General features: G+C 69.6%; 20 protein-coding genes. 10 read left to right on the plus strand and 10 right to left on the minus strand.

What is annotated here, in order from left to right:
• Positions 1-59: 59 nt before the first annotated feature.
• Entirely contained in the window at positions 60-1,499 is a 1,440-nt protein-coding gene (locus tag ACZYRU_RS12280; protein ID WP_488957385.1) for a gamma-aminobutyraldehyde dehydrogenase, read from the minus strand.
• 124 nt (positions 1,500-1,623) lie between these two features.
• On the opposite strand from ACZYRU_RS12280, the gene ACZYRU_RS12285 reads away from it, so the two are divergent.
• Positions 1,624-3,018, plus strand: coding sequence for an aspartate aminotransferase family protein (locus tag ACZYRU_RS12285; protein ID WP_488957386.1), 1,395 nt, complete (start codon positions 1,624-1,626; stop codon positions 3,016-3,018).
• 179 nt (positions 3,019-3,197) lie between these two features.
• Here ACZYRU_RS12285 and ACZYRU_RS12290 read toward each other — a convergent pair whose 3' ends face one another.
• The 4 genes from ACZYRU_RS12290 to ACZYRU_RS12305 are packed head-to-tail and all read right to left on the minus strand — an operon-like array spanning position 3,198 to position 7,067.
• Entirely contained in the window at positions 3,198-4,013 is an 816-nt protein-coding gene (locus ACZYRU_RS12290; protein ID WP_488957387.1) for an ABC transporter permease, read from the minus strand.
• Entirely contained in the window at positions 4,010-4,858 is an 849-nt protein-coding gene (locus ACZYRU_RS12295) for an ABC transporter permease (RefSeq protein ID WP_488957388.1), read from the minus strand. Before ACZYRU_RS12295 ends, ACZYRU_RS12290 begins: the two co-directional genes overlap by 4 nt.
• Before the next feature lie 3 nt (positions 4,859-4,861).
• Positions 4,862-5,995 (minus strand): ABC transporter ATP-binding protein, encoded by a 1,134-nt coding sequence (locus ACZYRU_RS12300; RefSeq protein ID WP_488957389.1) that lies wholly within the window; start codon positions 5,993-5,995, stop codon positions 4,862-4,864.
• Positions 5,979-7,067 carry a polyamine ABC transporter substrate-binding protein gene (locus ACZYRU_RS12305; protein ID WP_488957390.1) on the minus strand — a complete coding sequence of 363 codons (1,089 nt, stop codon included), beginning with the start codon at positions 7,065-7,067 and terminating at the stop codon, positions 5,979-5,981. Before ACZYRU_RS12305 ends, ACZYRU_RS12300 begins: the two co-directional genes overlap by 17 nt.
• 225 nt (positions 7,068-7,292) lie before the next feature.
• Here ACZYRU_RS12305 and ACZYRU_RS12310 point away from each other — a divergent pair, with 225 nt between their 5' ends.
• The 5 genes from ACZYRU_RS12310 (at position 7,293) to ACZYRU_RS12330 (ending at position 11,956) form a co-directional block, all read left to right on the plus strand.
• Positions 7,293-7,757 carry an AsnC family transcriptional regulator gene (locus ACZYRU_RS12310; protein WP_179725630.1) on the plus strand — a complete coding sequence of 155 codons (465 nt, stop codon included), beginning with the start codon at positions 7,293-7,295 and terminating at the stop codon, positions 7,755-7,757.
• 66 nt (positions 7,758-7,823) lie between these two features.
• A complete protein-coding gene (locus ACZYRU_RS12315; RefSeq protein WP_488957391.1) occupies positions 7,824-9,032 on the plus strand; it encodes a hypothetical protein in 1,209 nt (402 codons plus the stop codon).
• A 100-nt stretch (positions 9,033-9,132) separates the two neighbouring features.
• On the plus strand, positions 9,133-10,788 hold the full coding sequence (locus ACZYRU_RS12320) for a BCCT family transporter (protein ID WP_488957392.1): 1,656 nt from the start codon (positions 9,133-9,135) through the stop codon (positions 10,786-10,788).
• On the plus strand, positions 10,788-11,630 hold the full coding sequence (locus ACZYRU_RS12325) for a methylenetetrahydrofolate reductase (protein WP_488957393.1): 843 nt from the start codon (positions 10,788-10,790) through the stop codon (positions 11,628-11,630). The genes ACZYRU_RS12320 and ACZYRU_RS12325 overlap by 1 nt, the downstream gene beginning before the upstream one ends.
• A complete protein-coding gene (locus ACZYRU_RS12330; RefSeq protein ID WP_488957394.1) occupies positions 11,594-11,956 on the plus strand; it encodes a helix-turn-helix domain-containing protein in 363 nt (120 codons plus the stop codon). Before ACZYRU_RS12325 ends, ACZYRU_RS12330 begins: the two co-directional genes overlap by 37 nt.
• Here ACZYRU_RS12330 and ACZYRU_RS12335 read toward each other — a convergent pair.
• Genes ACZYRU_RS12335 through ACZYRU_RS12355 form a run of 5 tightly spaced genes read right to left on the minus strand, consistent with a single transcriptional unit; the run spans position 11,904 to position 16,816 of the window.
• Positions 11,904-12,593: a DUF1638 domain-containing protein gene (locus ACZYRU_RS12335; protein ID WP_488957395.1), complete on the minus strand. Its 690-nt coding sequence runs from the start codon at positions 12,591-12,593 to the stop codon at positions 11,904-11,906. The genes ACZYRU_RS12330 and ACZYRU_RS12335 overlap by 53 nt on opposite strands.
• Positions 12,532-14,493: an ASKHA domain-containing protein gene (locus ACZYRU_RS12340; protein WP_488957396.1), complete on the minus strand. Its 1,962-nt coding sequence runs from the start codon at positions 14,491-14,493 to the stop codon at positions 12,532-12,534. Before ACZYRU_RS12340 ends, ACZYRU_RS12335 begins: the two co-directional genes overlap by 62 nt.
• A gap of 18 nt (positions 14,494-14,511) precedes the next feature.
• Positions 14,512-15,387, minus strand: a complete 876-nt coding sequence (locus ACZYRU_RS12345; protein ID WP_488957397.1) for a dihydropteroate synthase — start codon at positions 15,385-15,387, stop codon at positions 14,512-14,514.
• Complete coding sequence (locus ACZYRU_RS12350) at positions 15,384-16,049, minus strand: corrinoid protein (protein WP_488957398.1); 666 nt, start codon at positions 16,047-16,049, stop codon at positions 15,384-15,386. Before ACZYRU_RS12350 ends, ACZYRU_RS12345 begins: the two co-directional genes overlap by 4 nt.
• Complete coding sequence (locus ACZYRU_RS12355; protein ID WP_488957399.1) at positions 16,046-16,816, minus strand: IclR family transcriptional regulator; 771 nt, start codon at positions 16,814-16,816, stop codon at positions 16,046-16,048. The genes ACZYRU_RS12350 and ACZYRU_RS12355 overlap by 4 nt, the downstream gene beginning before the upstream one ends.
• A gap of 119 nt (positions 16,817-16,935) precedes the next feature.
• On the opposite strand from ACZYRU_RS12355, the gene ACZYRU_RS12360 reads away from it, so the two are divergent.
• The 4 genes from ACZYRU_RS12360 to ACZYRU_RS12375 all read left to right on the plus strand — a co-directional run bounded on the left by ACZYRU_RS12360 (position 16,936) and on the right by ACZYRU_RS12375 (position 21,675).
• Positions 16,936-18,375, plus strand: a complete 1,440-nt coding sequence (locus ACZYRU_RS12360) for a trimethylamine methyltransferase family protein (protein ID WP_488957400.1) — start codon at positions 16,936-16,938, stop codon at positions 18,373-18,375.
• Positions 18,368-19,255, plus strand: coding sequence for a formyltetrahydrofolate deformylase (purU, locus tag ACZYRU_RS12365; protein WP_488957401.1), 888 nt, complete (start codon positions 18,368-18,370; stop codon positions 19,253-19,255). The genes ACZYRU_RS12360 and purU overlap by 8 nt, the downstream gene beginning before the upstream one ends.
• A gap of 53 nt (positions 19,256-19,308) precedes the next feature.
• Positions 19,309-20,079: an IclR family transcriptional regulator gene (locus tag ACZYRU_RS12370; RefSeq protein ID WP_488957402.1), complete on the plus strand. Its 771-nt coding sequence runs from the start codon at positions 19,309-19,311 to the stop codon at positions 20,077-20,079.
• A 126-nt stretch (positions 20,080-20,205) separates the two neighbouring features.
• Complete coding sequence (locus ACZYRU_RS12375) at positions 20,206-21,675, plus strand: aldehyde dehydrogenase family protein (protein WP_488957403.1); 1,470 nt, start codon at positions 20,206-20,208, stop codon at positions 21,673-21,675.

Raw genomic sequence — 21,675 nt, forward strand, 5'->3', positions numbered from 1 at the left:
CGGCGCCGGACCGGGTTCAGCGAACCTTTACCTTCAGCCCCGCGCCGGCCCGGCCGGCCTCACTCCCCGTGGTACGACATCACGTGCTTGATCCGGGTGTAGTCCTCGAGCCCGTACATCGACAGGTCCTTGCCGTAGCCGGAGTGCTTGAAGCCGCCGTGCGGCATCTCGGACACGAAGGGGATGTGGGTGTTGATCCACACCACGCCGAAGTCGAGGTGCTTGGACATCCGCAGCGCGCGGCCGTGGTCCTTGGTCCACACCGAGGAGGACAGCCCGTACTGCACGTCGTTGGCGAAGCGCACGGCCTCGGCCTCGTCGGCGAACTGCTGGACGGTGATGACCGGGCCGAAGATCTCGTTCTGGATCACCTCGTCGTCCTGGCGCAGGCCCGAGACGACGGTGGCGTCGTAGAAGTAGCCACCCTCGCCGCCGGCGACGGTGGGCCGACTGCCACCGGCCTCGATCCGCGCGTGGTCGGGGAGTCGGTCGACCATGCCGGCGACGCGGGCCAGCTGGTCGGGGTTGTTGAGGGCGCCGTACGCCACCGCCGGGTCGTCGGGCATTCCCGTCCGCGTCGCCCGGGCCTGCTCGGCCAGGGCGGCGACCAGCTCGTCGTGGATACCTGCGCCGGCGAGGACACGGGTGGCGGCGGTGCAGTCCTGGCCGGCGTTGAAGTAGCCCGCACCGGCGATCGCGGCGGCGGCCGCCTCGACGTCGGCGTCGTCGAAGACCACGACCGGGGCCTTGCCACCGAGCTCGAGGTGGACCCGCTTGAGGTCGGTCGCGGCCGAGGCGGCGACCTCCATGCCGGCGCGCACCGAACCGGTGATCGCCACCAGTTGCGGCGTCCTGTGCTCGACCAGCGCGCGGCCGGCGGTGCGGTCGCCACAGACCACGTTGAGCACGCCCGCGGGCAGGAACTCGGCGGCGACCTCGGCGAGCAGCACCGTGCTGGCCGGGGTCGTGTCGCTCGGCTTGAGGACGATCGTGTTGCCGGCGGCCAGCGCGGGCGCGATCTTCCAGATCGCCATCATCAGCGGGTAGTTCCAGGGAGTCACCTGGCCGACGACGCCGATCGGCTCGCGTCGGATCCAGGAGGTGTGGTCCTTGAGGTACTCGCCCGCGCTCTTGCCCTCGAGCACCCGGGCGGCGCCGGCGAAGAAGCGGAACTCGTCGACGCTCGGCGGCATCTCCTCGTCGGCAGTGATGCCGATCGGCTTGCCGGTGTTCTCGCACTCGGCCCGCACGAAGTCGTCGGCCCGGTCCTCGATCGCCTGCGCGATGCGCAGCAGCGCTTCCTGCCGCTCCTTCGGGGTGGTCTCGCCCCAGGTCTCGAAGGCCCGCTCGGCGGCGCGCATCGCGCGGTCGACGTCCTCGGCGTCGCTGGCGGGTGCGGTGGTGTAGGCCTGGCCGGTCGCCGGGTTGACGACGTCGTAGGTCGCTCCGGAGGCGGCGTCGACGGATGCGCCGTCGATGAAGTTGCGCAGGGGGGTCATGGCTGGCGAGCGTAACCAGCCTGCCCGTCGTACGGAAGCCCGGGGGCAACGAAATCCGTTGCAAACGTGCCAAACGACCACTGATTCACTTGCTGTTTGCGGGAAGGAAGGTCAAGATGGGCGGGTGGTAGACGCAACGGCGCACGACGCCCTCCAGAAGTCCGCGCGGGATCACCTGTGGATGCACTTCACCCGCATGTCGTCGTACGACACGGCGGACGTGCCGATCATCGTCCGCGGTGACGGCGCGTACGTGTGGGATGCCCAGGGACGCAAGTACCTCGACGCCCTCGGTGGGCTCTTCGTGAGCCAGCTCGGCCATGGGCGCACCGACCTCGCCGAGGTGGCGGCCAAGCAGGCCTCCGAGCTCGCGTTCTTCCCGCTGTGGTCCTACGCCCACCCGACCGCGATCGAGCTCGCCGAGAAGATCGCGGGCTACGCGCCCGGCGACCTCAACCGCGTCTTCTTCACCTCCGGTGGCGGCGAGGCCGTCGAGTCGGCCTGGAAGCTGGCCAAGAACTACTTCAAGCTCGTCGGAAAGCCCGGCAAGCACAAGGTCATCAGCCGCGCCATCGCCTATCACGGCACCACCCAGGGAGCGCTCTCCATCACCGGCCTGCCGGGCCTCAAGGCGCCCTTCGAGCCGCTCGTGCCCTCGACCTTCCGGGTGCCCAACACCAACGCGTACCGCGCCTCCGAGATCACCGGCGGCTTCCTCGACGGCTCCGACCCCGAGGCCTTCGGCCGCTGGGCCGCGGACCAGATCGCCGTCGCCATCGAGAACGAGGGCGCCGACACCGTCGCGGCCGTCTTCCTCGAGCCGGTCCAGAACGCCGGCGGCTGCTTCCCGCCGCCGCCGGGATACTTCCAGCGGGTGCGTGAGATCTGCGACCAGTACGACGTCCTGCTGGTCTCCGACGAGGTCATCTGCGCCTACGGCCGACTCGGCCACATGTTCGGTGCCGAGCGCTACGGCTACCAGCCCGACATCATCACCTCGGCCAAGGGCCTGACCTCCGGCTACTCGCCGCTCGGCGCGATGATCGCCAGCGACAAGATCTACGAGCCCTTCGCCCATGGCACCGAGACCTTCCTGCACGGCTACACCTTCGGCGGTCACCCGGTCTCCACGGCGGTGGCGCTGAAGAACATGGAGATCTTCGAGGACGAGAAGATCAACGAGGGCGTCCGCGAGCGGGAGGGAGCCTTCCGGGGCACCCTGGAGAAGCTGCTCGACCTGCCCATCGTCGGCGACGTCCGCGGCGACGGCTTCTTCTACGGCATCGAGCTGGTCAAGGACAAGGCCACCAAGGAGACCTTCGACGAGGACGAGTCGGAGCGACTCCTGCGCGGCTTCCTGTCCAAGGCCCTGTACGACGCCGGGCTCTACTGCCGCGCCGACGACCGGGGCGACCCGGTCATCCAGCTCTCGCCGCCGCTGATCTGCGGCCAGGAGCACTTCGACGAGATGGAGCAGAAGCTCCGCGCCGTCCTCACCGAGGCGGCGGGGCTGCTGTAGCCGCGGGGACGCGCAGCAGCACGCCACCACACAGCGGCGGTCGGGGACGGTGGGGGTCCCGGGCCGCCGCTTCGTCGTGTGAGCTCGTCGAGTAGGAGCGAGCGCCAGCGAGCGACGTATCGAGGCGCGGTGAGGCGTCTCGATACGCTCTCGCCTAGCGGATCGGGCTACTCGACGAGCTACGCGGCGGCCTTCTTGCGGGTGACCAGCATGTTGGTGAGCACCAGGAACAGCGAGATCAGGAACATGACCGTGCCGACGACGTTGACCTGCATCGGGATACCGCGCTGGGCGACGCCCCACACGAACATCGGGAAGGTGACGGTCTGGCCGGCGTTGAGGTTCGTGATGATGAAGTCGTCGAAGGACAGCGAGAAGCTGAGCAGGGCCGCGGCGGCGATGCCGGGGAAGACGAGCGGGAAGGTCACCCGCCAGAAGGTCGTCCACTCGTTGGCGTAGAGGTCCATCGCGGCTTGCTCGAGGTTCTCGTCGAGGCCGGACAATCGTGCCTTCACGGTCACGATGACGAAGGACAGGCAGAACATCACGTGGGCGATGAAGATCGTCCAGAAGCCCAGCCGGCCGCCGAAGCCGCCGGCGACGAACAGCGCCAGCAGCGAGGAGCCCATCACGATCTCGGGGGAGGCCATCGGCAGGAAGATCACCGTGTTGGCGACCGAGCGGCCGATGAAGTCGTGCCGGACCAGGGCGAACGCCGCGAGGGTGCCGAGCAGGGTGGCCACGAGGGTGGCGAGCAGGCCGATCTCGATGCTGCGTACGACGGCCGCGCACATGCCGTCCGGACGGCACGGGTTGGCCCAGTTGTTCCAGGTGAAGTCGCGGAACGCGTAGACGTTGCGGGACTTGCTGTTGTCGTTGAAGCTCATCAGCATCACGACGGCGATCGGCACGAACATGTAGACCAGGACGAGCAGCCCGGCCGCCAGCACCAGGTGCTCGCTGATCCACCGCCCGGCGCGCTGCACCCCGTTCATACGAGCTCCTCCGTCCCCGCGGTGCGGATGTAGACCATCACCATCGCGACGATGATCGCCATCAGGATCACCGAGAGGGCGCCGGCGGTGGCGTAGTCACCGGTGCTGGTGAACAGGTTCTGGATGACGTTGCCGACCATGCGCTGGTTGGGGCTGCCCAGCAGTGCCGCGTTGATGTAGTCGCCGGCGGCCGGGATGAAGGTCAACAGGGTGCCCGCCACGACGCCCGGCTTGGACAGCGGCAGGGTCACCTTGAGGAAGCCCCGCGTGGGGGAGGCGTAGAGGTCGCTGGCGGCCTCGATCAGCCGGCCGTCGATCTTCTCGAGGCTGGCGTAGAGCGGCAGCACCATGAACGGGAGGAAGTTGTAGACGAGGCCGGCGATCACCGCGACCGGTGTCGCGAGCAGCCGGCCGTCGGCACCGAGCACGTGCAGGAACTGCAGGGTGTTCACGACGAACCCGTCGTCGGCGAGGATCAGCTTCCAGGACAGGGTGCGCACCAGGAAGCTGGTGAAGAACGGCGCGATCACCAGCACCAGCAACAGGTTGCGCCACCGGCCCGCCTTGAACGCGATGGCGTACGCCAGCACGTAGCCGAGCACCAGGCAGATCGCCGTGGCGGCGCCGGCGTACCACAGCGAGCGGAAGAGCGGTTCCCAGAACTCGTTGAGCGCGTCCACGAAGTTCGCGAAGCGGTAGTCGACGTCGTACCCGGTCAGCACCGAGCCCTTCGGGTTGAAGAGGCTGGTCGCGAGCAGGGAGTAGAACGGGATCACGAAGAACAGCGCGAGCCACAGGCCCGCGGGCAGCATCAGCCAGTAGCCGGTGAAGCGTCCCCGCCGCATGGCCTAGGCCTCCTCGATGACGCCGGCGTTGACGTCCTGGCTGGCGGGGAGCAGGAACGCGAACTCGGGTCGCCACGACACGTCGACCTTGGTGCCCTTGTCGAGCACGGCGCGTCGGCCGGTGTTCTGCTCGAAGGACATCAGCTCCTGGCCCCACGGCATCATCACGAGGTACTGCGTGCTGACGCCGACGAAGCTGACGTCGGTGATGATGCCGCCGGTCATGTGGTTGCCGGGCGCGTCGATCGGCTCACCGGCCGGGGCGACGAGCACCTTCTCGGGCCGGATGCCGACCCAGCCGTCGCCGTTGCGGGTGTGCGCGCGGTCGGCGGGGATCGAGACCTGGATGCCGTGCATGTCGACCCGTACGACGTCGCTGTCGGCGCTGGCGACGGTGCCGGGGATCAGGTTCGACTGGCCGAGGAAGTTGGCGACGAAGGTGGTGCGTGGGTTCTCGTACAGCTCGGCGGGGGAGCCCATCTGCTCGATCACGCCGCCGTTCATGACGGCGATCGTGTCGGCCATCGTCATCGCCTCCTCCTGGTCGTGCGTGACGTGCACGAAGGTGAGGCCGACCTCGGTCTGGATCCGCTTGAGCTCGATCTGCATCGCCCGGCGCAGCTTGAGGTCGAGTGCACCGAGCGGCTCGTCGAGCAGGAGCACCTCGGGCCGGTTGATCAGTGCCCGGGCCAGGGCGACGCGCTGCTGCTGGCCACCCGACATCTGCGGCGGCTTCTTGCCGGCCTGCGACTCGAGCTCGACCAGCGCGAGCATCTCCTTGACCTGCTGGTCGACGTCCTTGACCTTGCGCCGGCGCAGGCCGAAGGCAACGTTCTCGCGGATGTCGAGGTGCGGGAAGAGCGCGTAGTTCTGGAAGACCGTGTTGACCGGACGGCGGTACGGCTTCTCGTAGGTGATCTCGTCGTCGCCGAGGTGGATCGTGCCCGAGGTCGGCACCTCGAGCCCGGCGACCATCCGCAGGGTGGTGGTCTTGCCACAGCCGGACGGGCCGAGCAGTGCGAAGAAGCTGCCGGCGGGGACCTCGAGGTCGAGGGAGCGCACGGCCGTGAAGGTCGCGAACTCCTTGGTGAGCGCGGTGAGCCGGAGACTCCGGCCGCTGTCAGCCGCCAATGACATCGGCGAAATCTCCTTCGTAGGCGCGGATCTGGAACTCCTCGAGGGCCATGAACGAGTGCATCGTCTTCAGCGACTCGGCGGACGGGAAGATCAGCTGGTTGTCAACGAGGCTCGGGTCGACCTTCTCCATCGCCTCCTGGGCGCCCTTGACCGGGCAGATGTACCAGACGTACGCCGCGAGCTTCGCGGCCACTTCGGGCTCGTAGTAGTAGTTGATCCACTCCTCCGCGTTGCCCTGGTGGCCGGCGAGGTTCGGGATCAGCATGTTGTCGGACCAGATCATCTGGCCCTCCTCCGGCGAGACGAACACGAGGTTCTCGTCCTCGGCGGCCGCGACGTCACCGGACCACGCCTCGCAGGCCAGGATGTTCCCGGCGGACAGGTCCTGGATGTAGTCGTTGCCGGTGAACGCCCGCACCTGGCCGTCGTTGCGGGCCTTGCGCAGCCGGTCGATGGCGTTGTCCCAGTCGTTCTGGTCGAAGTTCGCCGGGTCGGCGCCCTCGGTCAGCATGATCAGGCCCATCGTGTCGCGCATCTCGGTGAGCAGCGAGATCCGGCCGCGCAGGTCGGAGCGGGTGAGCAGCTCCTCGAAGGAGCGCACCTCCTTGACCTTCGACTTGTTGTAGGCGATGCCGGTCAGGCCGCTCTGCCAGGGCGCGGAGTACGTGCGGTCCGGGTCCCAGCCGACGTGCTGGAGCGAGTCGATCAGGTTGGCGTGGACGTTGGGAACCTTCGCCTTGTCGAGCGGCTGGATCCAGCCGACCTGGATCATCCGGGCCGCCATCCAGTCGGTGAGCACGAACATGTCGCGCTTCGAGGACTGGCACGAGCCGAGCTGGTTGACGACCTTCGCGAAGAACTCGAGGTTGTCGTTGACATCGGCGGTGTAGCTGACCTTGATGCCGGTCCGGTCCTCGAACTCGGTGAGCGTGGACTTGTAGTCCCCGTCGTCCTCGTCGATGTAGCCGGGCCAGTTCGACACGACCAGCCGCTTGTCGGACGACGACAGGTCGCGGGTCCGGCAGCTCGCCGGATCCTGCTTGCGGTCAGGGGTGCCGAAGAGCGGGAGCACACCGAGACTGGCACCGCCGAGCAGGAGCCCGGCACCTCCTCGAAGTGCCGCCCTGCGACTCAGACGGGCATTGACCAACTGATTGCACCTCCCCAGAACAGAACGTGCCGATCGTGACATGGCCCACGTCACATGACAAGCGATTCCGAAGCCGATTAACCAGATTGCAACGGAATCCGTACTTGAGTGTTGCAACGCGGGGTCCGAGCCTGTGAGGATCGGCCTGTGTCCAAGCCGAAGTCACCGCCCCTCGATGACGTCTCGAAGGCCATCATCGCCGAGCTCCAGGAGGACGGCCGGCGCTCGTACGCCGCCATCGGCAAGGCGGTCGGCCTCTCCGAGGCGGCCGTGCGCCAGCGGGTCCAGCGGCTCGTCGACAGCGGCGTGATGCAGGTCGTGGCGGTCACCGATCCCACGGAGATCGGCTTCGCCCGCCAGGCGATGATCGGGATCCGCGCCACGGGCGAGCTCGAGCCGATCGCCGACGCCCTCGCCGAGTTCACCGAGGTCGACTACGTCGTGATCACGGCCGGCTCGTTCGACCTCCTCGCCGAGGTCGTCGCCGAGAGCGACGAGCACCTGCTCGAGATCATCTCGCGCCGGATCCGGACCATCCCCGGCGTGCTGAGCACCGAGACCCTGCTGTACCTCAAGCTGCGCAAGCAGACCTACTCGTGGGGTGTGCGCTGACCTTCCGGTGAACCGAACCGGGTGCTCGGCGGCACTAGCCGACCGACACCACGGAAGGGATGCACCATGCGTCAGCACCTCAAGGCCGGCCTGCTCTGCGCCGCGCTCGCCGGATCCACCCTCGCGCTCACCCCGACGGCCGATGCCGACGGCGCCGGCCGCGACTACACGCTCACCGACTGCGACATCCAGGTCGAGGTGACGGAGTGGACCCCGGAGCCCACCGTCACGAGGACGACCGCGGAGCTCGCGAGCTGGACGACCGAGATCTGGCTCGACCTGCCCAACCCGCTGCCGAACGGGGAGTGGGCGGAGGTCAACTTCGACCTCGGGCCGATCGACACGGACTTCCTGCCCTTCGACCTGGCCAGGGACGTGACGGTCGAGTACGACGTCGCGCTGGTCGATCGTGCGGGCCTGCCGGCGATGACCCTGACTGGCGACGACCTCGGGGGCATCGTCAGGGACGACTCGAACGTCGACTTCGCACCTCACTTCTACGACGTCCAGGCGCACACCGGGGCCCGGGAGCTGCGTCCGCGTGAGGTGAGCTTCGCGTTCTCGGGCACGGACGAGTCGGGCCTCAGGTCCGCCGTGGTGCGGGGGAAGTGCGACCCGCTGGTCAGCGCCCCGTCGTTGATGACCCAGTACGTCTACGACCTCGACGCACCGACCGACATCATCACCAGCACGGTCTCGCCCGTGCAGGTTCGCGAGCTGGCCTTCACCGCCTACAACCTGCTCGAGGCCGCACCGTCGACCGCCGACGAGAAGATCCCCGTGATGGCCTCGCTCGGCGGCTGGCCGATGAGCACCTTCCCGCTCGATGCGTCGGGCACGGTGAGCGGTGCGTTCACGATCCCGTGCTGCCTGTACGGCGCCCAGGAGCTGCGTGTCGTCAACGGCTCGCGCGTCGCCGCGATCACCGTCGTCCTCCCGGAGAAGGACGCGGCCGGGCCGAAGGGGCCGGTGGTCACCGGCGACGGCCGGCCGTCGGTCGGGCTGCGCGAGACCTTCCCAGCGAAGGTGGCCGCGGGCGGCCGTGCCCGGGGCACCGTCAAGGTGGGCACGCCCCGGGGATTCCGCGGGACCGTGAAGATCGTCGAGGGGAACCGGGTGCTCGGCACCGCCAAGGTCGTCGCCGGCCGCTCCGGCACGGTGACCCTCAAGAAGCTGTCGCGTGGCCGACACCGGCTGAGCCTGGTGTGGGCCGGCTCGGACACGTACGCCGGCTACCAGCCGACGACGCGCTCGTTCAGCATCCTCCAGCGTTGAGAACTGCTTGACGCGAGCCGGGTCACCGGCGCATGGTGGTTGCGCTATCCGAATCAGGTTGCGGATGGCGCAACCACAGGTGCCTCACGGGAGGGCGATCATGGCCGAGGTGACCCCGGAAGAATCGACCGCGCCACTGGACCGGGTCACGTTCGGCGTCGCGGCCGCCCTCGTCCTCGCCTTCCTGCTGTGGGGTGCTGTGGACTCGGACTCGATGACCACCAGCACGAGCAAGGTGCTGGCCTGGATCACGGACGACTTCGGCTGGATGTTCGTGCTCGTCAGCGCCGGGTTCCTGATCCTCTCCGGCTACCTCGCCCTGACCCGCTACGGCAACATCAGGCTCGGTCCGGACGACTCGACCCCCGAGTTCTCGACCTTCTCGTGGGTGTCGATGATGTTCGCCACCGGGATGGGGATCGGCCTGATGTTCTGGGGCGTTGCCGAGCCGCTGACCTACCTCACCTCGACCGACCCCGGCAGCACCCCTCCCGGCCGCGCCGAGGCGGGCACGCCGGAGGCAGCCCGCACCGCGATGGAGTACGCGTTCTTCCACTGGGGGCTGCACCCCTGGTCGATGTACGCCGTCATCGGCCTGGCCATCGGCTACTTCGCCTACCGCAAGGGCGCCGGCAACCTGGTGTCGGGGGCGTTCGGTCCGCTGCTGGGGCGCCGTGCCACGCAGGGACCGGGCAAGGCGATCGACGTGATCGCGATCTTCGCCACCCTGTTCGGGTCGGCCACCTCCCTGGGCCTCGGTGCCCTGCAGATCACCGGCGGGCTCGACGACGTGTTCGGCTCCGGGGACTCCAAGTGGCTCACCGTCGGCGTGATCGCCTTCCTCACGGTGTGCTTCGTGGCATCGGCGGTGAGCGGTGTCGACAAGGGCGTGCAGATCCTCTCCAACGCCAACGCGGTCGCCGCTGTGCTGCTGGTGTTCTTCCTCTTCGTGGTGGGGCCGACCGTGTTCATCATGAGCACCTTCACCGAGTCGCTGGGTGGGTACCTCACCCACCTGCCGGCCATGTCGTTCCGCACCGGAGCATTCGGTGGCGACGCGTTCATCAGTGGCTGGACGATCTTCTACTGGGCCTGGTGGGTGTCCTGGACGCCCTTCGTCGGCATGTTCATCGCCCGGATCTCGAAGGGGCGGACGATCCGCGAGTTCGTGGTCTACGTGATCGCGGTGCCCAGCTTGGTCTCGTTCGTGTGGTTCTCGATCATGGCCGGGTCCGCCTTCGACGTGCAGCTGAGCGGCGCCGACGACCTGGGGGCCGTGCTCGCGAAGGAAGGCACCGAGAGCGCCCTGTTCACGACGCTGCGCGAGTACCCGATCGCCTCGGTCACCGTGGTCCTCGCCGTGTTCCTGATCGCGATCTTCTTCATCACGGGTGCCGACTCCGCCTCGATCGTGATGGGAATGCTCAGCCAGCACGGCAAGGAGGAGCCGATGCGGTGGCTGGTCGTCTTCTGGGGCGTCGCCCAGGGCGCGGTGGCGTCGATCCTGCTGTGGTCGGGCGGACTGGGCGCCCTGCAGACCCTGGTGATCATCGTCGCCGGGCCGTTCATGCTGATCATCGTGGCGATGTGCGTGTCCCTCGTGAAGTCCCTGCGCGCCGAGCCCTACGAGTCCACGCTGCCGGCGCGCGTGCGCCGCGCGGTCCTGCATGCGCAGAAGTACGACCTGGTCGAGCACCAGACCGTCGCCCTGGCCAGCCTGGGTGCCGATCCCGCCCCCGAGGACGAGGTCCTGTGATGCGCACCCAGGACCGGGCCACGGTCCGCCGGCTGCTCGGCAACGCCCGCTACGAGATCCTCCCGACGGCGACCATCGAGGCGAAGATCCTCGAGGCGGTCCCGACCGAGGTGCCCCTGACCGTCACCGCCTCGCCGTCGATGGGACTCGAGCGCACCGTCGGCACCGCGGAACGGTTGGCTGCAGCCGGCTACACCGTCGTCCCGCACGTGGCGGCGCGGATGGTGAGCGGCCGCTCCGAGCTCGTGGAGCTGGTCGCCCGGCTGACCGCGGCCGGCATCACGAACGTCTTCGTGCCCGGCGGCGACGCCGACCCGGTCGGCGACTACCACGACGCGGTGTCGCTGCTGGAGGACCTCACCGCGATCGGCAGTCCCTTCGCGCACATCGGCGTGACCGGCTACCCCGAGAGCCACCCGAAGATCCACGACGACCTGACGGTGCAGTCGATGTGGGACAAGCGCAAGCACGCGACGTACATCGTCAGCAACCTCACCTTCGACCCGGCGGTGCTCAAGGACTGGCTGCAACGCGTACGACGGCGCGGGGTCGAGCTGCCGCTCCTGCTCGGTGTCCCGGGTCCGGTCGACCGGACCAAGCTGCTCGGCATGGCGACCAAGATCGGCGTCGGCGACTCGACGCGGTTCCTGGCCAAGCAGAAGGGCCTGATGACCCGCCTGGTCGCGCCCGGCGGGTTCACGGGGGAGTCGTTCGTGGAGAAGTGTGCGCCGACCCTCGGCGATCCACTGATGCGGGTGGCCGGCCTGCACCTCTACACCTTCAACCAGGTGGCCGAGACGGAGGCGTGGCGCCAGGACTGGCTGGCTCGGATCGACGGCTGAGCCTCGGGGGAGCGTCAGGTTCGCGGGTAGAGCTGCACGAGGACGTCACCCTCGAGCGGCTCGCCAGCGCGGCCGCAGCTTCGCCCCGCACCCTCGCCCGCCGCTTCCAGCGTGACATCGGGACCACGCCCATGCGCTGGGTGGCGGCTGAACGCATCGCGATCGCCAAGCGCCTGCTCGAGACGACCGACCTCCCGCTCGACCGGATCAGCCACGACGCCGGCTACTACTCGCCCACGACCTTCCGGACCAGCTTCACCGCCGACGTCGGGGTCACGCCGGGGCGGTACCGGCTTCGCTTCGCGAGTCGCACCATGCGTCCGTGACGAGGTGGGCCAGCGCCGACTCCAGGCCGGTGTGTCCGGTGTCGACCACGCTCAGCGGCAGGCCGATCGCCGCGGCAGCCTGCTCGGCCAGCGCCTGCAGCTCGTCGTCCGGTTCCTGGGCGAGCCACACGACCCGGGTGTAGGAGCCGAAGTAGTCGTCGCGCAGCTCCGGGTAGCGGTCCAGGCCGAGCTCGCGCAGCACCGTGCGGGCGAACGAGCGGACCAGGAAGTCGGTCAGCACGTAGGTGCCGGGCTGCTCCTCGAAGAACCGTGCCAGCCGCTCCGGTCCGGCGAGGACGTCGTAGCAGTGCAGCCCGGGCAACCGCGCGAGGCCGAGCTCGGCGCACACGTCGTCGAGCGCGCCGTAGGTGCCGCAGTCGGCGTACCCGATCGCGACCCGGTGACCTGCTGCGAGCAGCCGCTCGGCCAGGGGACGCACCTCGCCGGCGATCAGGTGCGGCTGGTTGTGCAGCAGCGGGGGGAGGGGGTGCACGGTGACCGGCCAGCCACGCCGCGCGGCGATCTCCGCCGCCGGCTGGGCGAGTGCGCCGCAGGCGATCAGGTCGAGGGCAGGCTCAGAACCCGAGCTGGTCGACGAACCGGTCGTTGAAGTCGGCGCGGTCCGAGAGCTCGACATAGGTCACCTCCTGCAGCAGGGCCGCGGCGCCGGCGCGCTCGCGCACGGACAACAGAGCCATCTTCGCGCCCTCACCGGCCACGTTGCCGGCCGAGACGATCCGCAGCACGGGCAGCTTCGGGACCAGCCCGATCCGGACCGCGGAGGCGGGGGAGATGTAGCTGCCGAACGAGCCTGCCATCAGCACCTGCTGGACGTCGCGGTGCTCGAGGCCGAGCTCCTCGAGCAGCAGCGTCCAGCCGGTGGAGATCGCCGCCTTCGCGAACTGCAGTTCACGCACGTCGCGCTGCGAGAGCACCACGCACTCCTCGGGTACGGCGCCCGCGTGCGGACGGTGCAGCACGAAGACCCGCTCCTCGCCGATCCGGGTCAGCCGGTCGGCCAGCGCCGGCGCGACCTCGGGTGCCTGCTCGTCGGGCACGAACCGACCCGAGGCGTCCAGCAGCCCGACCCGCACCAGCTCGGCCACCGCGTCGACGAGCCCGGACCCGCACAGGCCCTTCGGCTCGACGTCGCCGATCACGCCGAGCTGGACGGCGTCCTCGGCTGTCGTGCCGAGCTTGATCACCTCGATGGCACCGTCGGCGGCGCGCATGCCGCACTTGATCGCGCCACCCTCGAACGCCGGCCCCGCGGGAGCGGCGGTCGACAGGATCCGGTCGCCGTCGCTGACCACGAGCTCGCAGTTGGTGCCGACGTCGATGAACAGCCGGGTCCGCTTGTCGCGGTCCATGCCGGTGGCGAGCATCCCGGCGACGATGTCGCCGCCGACGTACGCGCCCAGGGCGGGGAAGAAGACCACCCGGGCCCGGGGATGGAGGTCGAGCCCCACGTCGGTGGCCAGCACCGTCGGCGGCTGCGCGGTGGACATCACGAAGGGAGCGACGCCGAGAGGCTCCGGGTCGATGCCCAGCACCAGCGCCGTCATGGTCGCGTTGCCGGCGATCGCGACCTCGTAGACGTGCTGCGGATCGACGCCACCCTCGCGGCACACCTGCGCGGCCAGCTCCGCGAGGGTCGCGGCCGCCGCCTGCTGCAGCCGGGGCAGCGTCTCCGGATCCATCATGGTCGCGCTGATCCGGGTGATCACGTCACCGCCGTACGGCTGCTGCTTGTTGAGCATCGAGGCCACCCCGACCGGCGTGCCGAGGGCGACGTCCAGCAGGGTCGCCACCACCGTGGTGGTGCCGAGGTCGAAGGCGATCGCGTAGCGCTGAGCGGTGGTGTCGCCGGGCTCGACGTCGATGAGGACCTCGTCGACGACGACCGCGGTGACCTTCCAGTCCGCCGCCCGCAGCACGTGGGGGAGCCGGCGCAGCACGTGCAGGTCGGGCTGCGGGGCGAGGTCGTCGACCGCCGCGAGCAGCCGGTCGAGGTCGGTGCGCTGGTCGGCGAGGTCGGGCTCGGTCAGCTCGACGTACCTCTTCTGCACGGCGGGACGCAGGATCACCTGGCGGCCCACGCCGACGGTCGCGGCCTTCGGGCGCGTGGTCAGCGGAGGCACGTCGACCTTGAGGTCGCGCGTCGCCTGCACCAGGCAAGCGAGCCGCCAGCCGTCGTCGAGCTGGTCGCGGGTGAACGTGCGGACGTCGTGGCGGGAGATGGGCGTGGCGGTGTCGACGCGCACCTTGCACTTGTGGCAGGTGCCGTGGCCGCCGCAGGTGGAGTCGATGGCGATGCCGTTCCACGACGCGGAGTCGAAGACCGTCACGCCGGGCGGCACCCGCACGCTGCGCTGCGTGGGCGGAGCGCCGCCGGCGTCCTCGACGGTGAACGACAGCTCGACCCGGCCGGTGCCGTCGTGGGTCACCAGCTCCGTACCGGGGCTGGCCATCAGCCCCTCGCGGCCGACGTGGTCGAGCGAGAAGTCCGGGCCCGGCGCCTCCGCGTCCGAGGTCATGCGGCGCTCATCCGGCCGTCACGCCGTCGCCGCCTGCCGGGCGCGGTGCGCGGCGATCCACGCGCCGCCCCACTCGTCGTGGCCGAGCAGCAGGTCGGCGGCCTTGACCGCCTCGACGATCTGGGGCGTGCGGGTGTCCATGATCGCGGACGTGAGCCCGGCCTGCATGGCCATCGGCAGGAAGGTGGCGCCGAGGGCGTGCCGCGACGGCATCCCGAAGGACACGTTCGACGCACCGCAGGTCATGTTGACGCCGAACTCGTCGCGGATGCGCCGCATCGTCTCCAGCACGGTGACCACGACGGTCTGGTCGGCGCCGATCGGCATGGCGAGTGGGTCGATCACGATGTCCGCGGCCGCGATGCCGTACTCCGTGGTCGCGACCCGGATGATCTTGCGGGTCAGCTCGACCCGCTTCTCGACCTCCATCGGGATCTCGTCCTCGTCGTTGGGCAGGGCGATGATCGCCGCGTCGTACTTCTTGACCAGCGGCAGGATCTGCGCCATCCGCTCGTCCTCGGCGGTGATCGAGTTGACCAGCGCGCGGCCCTGGTAGACCGCCAGCCCGGCCTCGAGCGCCTCGACGACGGAGGAGTCGATGCAGATCGGCTTGTCGGTGATCTTCTGGACCAACGTGATCGCCTTGGCGAGCAGGTCGGCCTCGTCGGTGAGGGGGACGCCCATGTTGATGTCGAGCACATCGGCACCGCCCTCGACCTGGGCCTGGACGTCGCGCTCGATCGCGGAGAGGTCGCCGGCGCGCAGCTGCTCCTGGAAGATGCGGCGGCCGGTCGGGTTGATCCGCTCGCCGATCAGGCAGAAGCGGGTGTCGTGCCCGATCACGACCTCCTGCGTGGCGGAGCGCAGCCGGGTCTCGAGACGAGGGGCGCTCATGCGGGGACCGTCGCGCGCTTCTCGTGGAGCAGCGCCTTGGCGCGCTTCACGGTCTGCGAGGCGTCGGCGGCGTACCCGTCGGCGCCGACCGCGTCGGCGTACTCCTGGGTGACCGGCGCACCGCCGACCATGACGATGACGTCGTTGCGCAGGCCGGCCTTCTCGAGGGCGTTCATGTTGGCCTTGAACATCGGCATCGTGGTGGTGAGGAAGGCCGAGAAGCCGACGATGTCGGGCTGGTGCTCCTCGATCGCGGCGACGAACTTCTCCGGCGCCACCTGCACACCGAGGTCGATCACCTCGAAGCCGGCGCCCTCCAGCATGATGTTGACCAGGTTCTTGCCGATGTCGTGGACGTCGCCCTTGACCGTGCCCATCAGGAACTTGCCGATCGTCTCGACGCCGGTCTCCGCCAGCAGCGGTCGCAACCGCTCCATGGCGCCGGCCATCGCCCGGCCGGCGATGAGCATCTCGGGCACGAAGAAGTCGCCGCGCTCGAAGCGGGCGCCGACCTCCTCCAGCGAGGGGATGAGTGCGTCGAAGAGCAGCGTCTGCGGCTCCATGTCGAGCGCGAGCCCGTCGTTGGTCAGCTCGAGCACGCGCGGAGCGTTGCCGACCAGCGTCTCGTCGTACAGGCCCTGCAGGATCTCTTCTGGGGTCATGCCACGCCCTCCTTGCGCGTGTGCCGACGAAGCAGCCCGGATAGCTGCTCCGCTCGGTCGCTCAACTTTCGTCCGATCTCGTCGCGCCGCTCGACCAGGCGCGGCGTGGGACCCGAGATGCCCAGGGCCGCCACCACCTCGCCGCCGCGGCCACGCACCGGCGCGGCGATGCCGGACAGTCCGATCTCGAGCTCGTCGACGGTGCCGGCCCAACCACGACGCACCACCTGGGCGAACTCGCGCCGCAGCGCGGCGCGGTCGGTGATCGTGTGCGGGGTCAGCTGCTCGAGCTCCCCGGTGGGAAGGTCTGCGACGCCGTGGGCCAGGAGCACCTTGCCGAGCGCCGAGCAGTGCGCGGGCACGTCCACGGCCGTCCAGTCGCGGGTGCCGAGCAGGTACGTCGAGTCGACCTGGGCGACCTGCACGACCCGGTCGCCGCGGCACACCGAGAGGTGCACGGTCTCACCGGTGTCGGCGCCCACCTTGTCCATCGTGGACCGGGCCAGCCGGACCAGCTCCTCCCACGGGTCGTGGCGGGCGGCGTACAGCCAGAACAGCGGGCCGGCGACGTAGGAGCCGGCGTCGTTGCGCTCGAGCAGCTCCGTGCGCTCGAGCGCGGCCAGCATCCGCGAGGTCGTCGACTTGGGCAGCCCGCAGATCTCCTGCAGGTCCGCGAAGGCCAGCGGCTCGTCGGCACGCACGACCGTCGCGACGAGCAGGGCGGCGCGATCGACCGCCTGCGTGCCGGTGCTGGGGGGCGTGCTCATCGGATGCTCACGAGGGGGTTCCGTTCGGTCTCACAAGAGTTCCATGATGTGGAACTCGGTTCCCATATCATGAGGCTAGGATGCGGAAGGATTCCCGGTCAAGGACCCTAGGAGGCTCGATGTTCCACAACCGGATGCCGCGCTACGAGGTGCTCTCCGCTGAAGCGATGGCCACCCTCGACAAGGGTTGGCGCAGGTTGATGACCGAGATCGGCGTCGAGTTCATGGACGAGCGCGCGCTCGAGCTGTTCCGCAAGGCGGGCCAGCGGGTCGAGGGCAACACCGTGTTCCTCGACCCGGACTTCGTCCTGGCGCAGGTCGCGAAGGCGCCGGCGGAGTTCGACGTCCAGGCCCGCAACCCGGCCAACAACATCCACATCGGCGGCGACTCGATGGCCTTCGGCGCCGTCTACGGGCCGCCGTTCGTGCGCCAGGGTGAGGTCCGCCGCGACGCGACCATGGACGACTTCACCAACTTCACCAAGCTCGCCCAGTCCTTCCCGGTCCTCGACTCCGCCGGCGGCGTCATCTGCGAGCCCAACGACACGCCGCTCGACAGCCGGCACCTCGACATGACCCTTGCCCTGCAGACGCTGACCGACAAGGTCTACATGGGCAACGTCGTCTCGGGCGTCAATGCCGCCGACACCCTGGCGATGACCTCGATCCTGTTCGGCTCCCGCGAGGCGATCGAGGCGACGCCGGCCACCATCTCGCTGATCAACTGCAACTCGCCGCTGCGCTGGGACGACCGCATGCTCGAGGCGCAGTTCGAGTACTCCGGTGCGGGCCAGCCGGTCGTGCTGACGCCGTTCATCCTGATGGGTGCGATGTCGCCCGTGACGATCCCGGCGGCCCTGGTGCAGCAGATCGTCGAGGCGCTCTCCGGCATCGCGCTCTCGCAGCTGATCCGGCCCGGTACGCCGGTGATCTTCGGGTCCTTCCTGTCCAACATCGACATGCAGTCGGGCTCGCCGACCTTCGGTACCCCCGAGTCGGGCCTGGGCCTGCTGTGCACCGGCCAGATCGCCCGGCACTTCGGGCTGCCCTTCCGCACCGGCGGCGGCCTGACGTCCTCCCAGGTGGCCGACGCGCAGGCCGGCTACGAGGCGCTGATGACGATGCTGCCGACCTTCCTGGCCGGCGCGAACTGGGTGATGCACTCCGCCGGCTGGCTGGAGGGTGGCCTGGTCGCCGGCTACGAGAAGTTCATCGTCGACATCGAGCTGCTGCAGATGATGCAGGCCGAGTTCACGCCGCTGGAGATCGACGAGGACTCGATGGCCTTCGGTGCGCACGAGGAGGTCGGTCACGGCGGCCACTTCCTCGGCGCGATGCACACCATGGAGCGCTTCCGCACCTGCTTCTACCGGCCGTTGCTGTCCTCCTCGGAGAACTACGAGCGCTGGATGCGGGGAGGCGGCAAGGACGCGAACGCCCGCGCCGAGGTGATCTACCGCAAGAAGCTCGAGGAGTACGAGGCGCCGCCACTCGACGCGGCGATCGAGGAGGAGCTGCGCGAGTACGTCGTCCGGCGTCGGGCCGAGCTCGGTGACTGAGCGGGCCTCGGGCGTGGCCAGCGCCCCGTCCGGCGACTTCGTCCTGGTCCTCACCTGCCCCGACCGGCCCGGCGTGGTGCACGCCGTGTCGGGCTTCCTGGTGGCCCACGGCGGCAACATCATCGAGAGCCAGCAGTTCGGCGACCTGAACACCGGCCGGTTCTTCATGCGGCTCGACTTCGTCGTCGCCAGCGAGGGGTCGAGCGCCGATGAGCTGCGCCGGGCCTTCGTCGAGGTGGCCGACCGGTTCGAGATGACCTTCGAGCTGTGGGACGCGCGGGCGCCGTACCGAACGCTGATCATGGTCTCCAAGCACCTGCACTGCCTCAACGACCTGCTCTTCCGCTACAGCACCGGGTCCCTCCAGATCGAGATCCCCGCGGTCGTCTCCAACCACCGCGACGCCGAGCCCCTGGCGCGGGCGCACGGACTGGAGTTCGTGCACATCCCGGTCACGCCGGACACGAAGGAGCAGGCCGAGGACCAGCTGCGTGACCTGATCGCCCGGCACGACGTCGACCTGGTCGTGCTGGCCCGCTACATGCAGGTGCTGTCGGACCGGATGTGCTCCGAGCTCAGCGGGCGGGCCATCAACATCCATCACTCGTTCCTGCCGAGCTTCAAGGGCGCCAAGCCCTACCACCAGGCCTTCGACCGGGGCGTGAAGCTCGTCGGCGCGACGGCCCACTACGTCACCGCCGACCTCGACGAGGGCCCGATCATCGAGCAGGACGTGGTGCGGGTGGACCACGGCTTCAACCAGGACCAGCTGGTGACCGCGGGCCGCGACGTCGAGGCTCAGGTGCTCTCGCGCGCCGTGCGCTGGCACGCCGAGTCACGGGTCCTGCTCAACGGTCATCGCACCGTCGTCTTCCGCTGACGGGGCGACCGCACGTCCGTTGACGTGTGCCGCATGAGGCCTATCGTTGCGCCATGAGCAACAGCGAGGCAGCCACCGTCCAGTCGGTCGACCGGGCGCTGACCATCCTGGAGGTGCTGGCCAGGCTCGGCACGGCCGGCGTCACCGAGATCGCGGCCGAGCTCGAGGTCCACAAGTCGACCGCGTTCCGGCTCGTCTCCACCCTGGAGGCGCACCGGCTCGTCGAGCAGGCGGGGGACCGGGGGCGGTACTCGCTCGGCGTGGGCCTGCTCCGCCTCGCGGGCGCCACGACCGCCCGGCTCGACCTCGTGCAGGAGGCGCGCCCGATCACCCGGCAGCTGGCGGCCGACACGGGGGAGACGGTCAACCTGACGGTGCGCGCCGAGCATGCGGCGCTCTACCTCGACCAGGTCGCGGGCTCCTCCGCGCTGCAGTCCCACAACTGGGTGGGGCAGCACATCCCGCTGCATGCGACGAGCAACGGCAAGGTGCTGCTCAGCGAGCTCACGCCCGAGCAGCTGGCCGAGGCGCTCGGCTCGCTGGCGCGGTTCACGCCGGCCACCATCACCAGCAAGGCCCAGCTGCGCAAGGAGCTGGCGACGATCCGCGAACAGGGCTACTCCCTGGCGATCGACGAGCTCGAGGTCGGTCTCACGGCCGTGGCCGCGCCGATCCGCAACGCCCACGGCGACGTCATCGCGTCGATCAGCGTCTCCGGTCCCACGTTCCGGCTCTCGTCGGAGCGGCTGGAGGCGGTGATTCCCCAGTGCCTGGCGGCCGCCGAGGAGATCTCGCACCGGCTCGGCTGGAGCTGGCGCGAGTGAACGCGGAGTGAACTGGATCACAGGGGGTCCTTGACGGGAGGGCGGGATCGCAGCATTCTCAGATCGTTGCGCAACGAGAAGTGATGTGCGTGATACGCAACACCATTCCAAGAGCGGGGTGCCACTGTGCCGGATCTGTTCGTCGACGGGGAGTGGTGTGCGCCTGCCGCTGGCGGCCGCCGGCAGATCCGCTGTCCCGCGGACGGCACCCTGGTCGCCGAGGTCGATGAGGCCAGCGCCGACGACACCCGCGACGCCATCGCCGCCGCCCACCGGGCCTTCCACGCTGGTCCCTGGCCCGGTACGCCGGCCCGCGAGCGGGGCGACCTGCTGCTGCGGGTGGCCGACCTGCTCACGCGTGACAAGGCCGCGCTGGCGCGGATGGAGTCGCTCGACACCGGCAAGCGCCTGGTCGAGTCGGAGTACGACATCGACGACATCGTCGGCGTCTTCCGTCACTACGGGCGGATCGCCGCCGAGGACGCCGGTCGTGTCATCGACACGGGAAACCCCGACGTCGTCAGCCGGATCGTGCACGAGCCCGTCGGCGTGTGCGGCCTGATCGCCCCCTGGAACTACCCCTTGCTGCAGGTCGCCTGGAAGGTCGCGCCCTGTCTCGCCGCCGGCAACACCTTCGTGCTCAAGCCCAGTGAGCTGACGCCGCACACCGCGATCCACCTGATGCGCCTGCTCACCGAGGCCGGACTGCCCGCCGGAGTGGGCAACCTGGTCCTCGGTGCCGGGCCGGACGCCGGTGCGCCGCTGGCCGAGGACCCGCGGGTCGACCTGGTCTCCTTCACCGGCGGCCTGGCCACCGGACGGCGCCTGATGGCGGCCGCGGCCGGCACCGTCAAGAAGGTGGCGCTGGAGCTGGGCGGCAAGAACCCCAACATCGTGTTCGCCGACGCCGACCTCGAGGTCGCCCTCGACTTCGCGCTCACGGCGGTCTTCCTGCACTCCGGGCAGGTGTGCTCGGCCGGCGCCCGACTGCTCGTCGAGGAGTCCGTCCACGACTCCTTCGTCGAGGCCCTGGTCGAGCGGGCGGGCCGGATCCGGCTCGGTGGCCCCTTCGACGACAAGGCCGAGACCGGTCCGCTGACCAGCGCGGCGCACCGCGACAAGGTGGAGGCGTACGTCGCCGCCGGGCTCGCCGAGGGGGCGGTGCTGCGCTGCGGTGGCCGGCGTCCTGACGACCCGGAGCTGGCCGACGGCTACTACTACCTCCCCACCGTGCTCGACGGCTGTCGCAGCGACATGTCCGTCACCCAGGACGAGTCCTTCGGCCCGGTGCTGACCGTCGAGACGTTCATCGACGAGGACGAGGCGGTCCGGATCGCGAACGACAGCATCTACGGCCTCGCCGGCGCGGTGTGGACCCAGGACGCCGGCAGGGGCCAGCGGGTCGCCGGCCGGCTGCGCATGGGCACGGTGTGGATCAACGACTACCACCCGTACGTCCCGCAGGCCGAGTGGGGCGGCTTCAAGCAGTCCGGCACCGGCCGCGAGCTCGGCCTCGCCGGACTCGAGGAGTACCGCGAGACCAAGCACGTGTGGCACAACATCCGACCGGCCGAGCAGCGCTGGTTCGCCGGATAG

The organism is Nocardioides sp. F233, assembly GCF_057813895.1.

Bases quoted from the DNA above. Each gene is read 5' to 3' on its own strand.
- ACZYRU_RS12295 (WP_488957388.1), bottom strand. From the start codon at position 4,858: ATGCGGCGGGGACGCTTCACCGGCTACTGGCTGATGCTGCCCGCGGGC.
- ACZYRU_RS12370 (WP_488957402.1), top strand. From the start codon at position 19,309: ATGAGCAACAGCGAGGCAGCCACCGTCCAGTCGGTCGACCGGGCGCTG.
- ACZYRU_RS12290 (WP_488957387.1), bottom strand. From the start codon at position 4,013: ATGAACGGGGTGCAGCGCGCCGGGCGGTGGATCAGCGAGCACCTGGTG.
- ACZYRU_RS12350 (WP_488957398.1), bottom strand. From the start codon at position 16,049: ATGACCCCAGAAGAGATCCTGCAGGGCCTGTACGACGAGACGCTGGTC.
- ACZYRU_RS12340 (WP_488957396.1), bottom strand. From the start codon at position 14,493: ATGACCTCGGACGCGGAGGCGCCGGGCCCGGACTTCTCGCTCGACCAC.
- ACZYRU_RS12320 (WP_488957392.1), top strand. From the start codon at position 9,133: ATGGCCGAGGTGACCCCGGAAGAATCGACCGCGCCACTGGACCGGGTC.
- ACZYRU_RS12325 (WP_488957393.1), top strand. From the start codon at position 10,788: ATGCGCACCCAGGACCGGGCCACGGTCCGCCGGCTGCTCGGCAACGCC.
- ACZYRU_RS12345 (WP_488957397.1), bottom strand. From the start codon at position 15,387: ATGAGCGCCCCTCGTCTCGAGACCCGGCTGCGCTCCGCCACGCAGGAG.
- ACZYRU_RS12280 (WP_488957385.1), bottom strand. From the start codon at position 1,499: ATGACCCCCCTGCGCAACTTCATCGACGGCGCATCCGTCGACGCCGCC.
- ACZYRU_RS12300 (WP_488957389.1), bottom strand. From the start codon at position 5,995: ATGTCATTGGCGGCTGACAGCGGCCGGAGTCTCCGGCTCACCGCGCTC.
- ACZYRU_RS12335 (WP_488957395.1), bottom strand. From the start codon at position 12,593: ATGTCGAGCTCTCGGACCGCGCCGACTTCAACGACCGGTTCGTCGACC.
- ACZYRU_RS12360 (WP_488957400.1), top strand. From the start codon at position 16,936: ATGTTCCACAACCGGATGCCGCGCTACGAGGTGCTCTCCGCTGAAGCG.
- ACZYRU_RS12355 (WP_488957399.1), bottom strand. From the start codon at position 16,816: ATGAGCACGCCCCCCAGCACCGGCACGCAGGCGGTCGATCGCGCCGCC.
- ACZYRU_RS12315 (WP_488957391.1), top strand. From the start codon at position 7,824: ATGCGTCAGCACCTCAAGGCCGGCCTGCTCTGCGCCGCGCTCGCCGGA.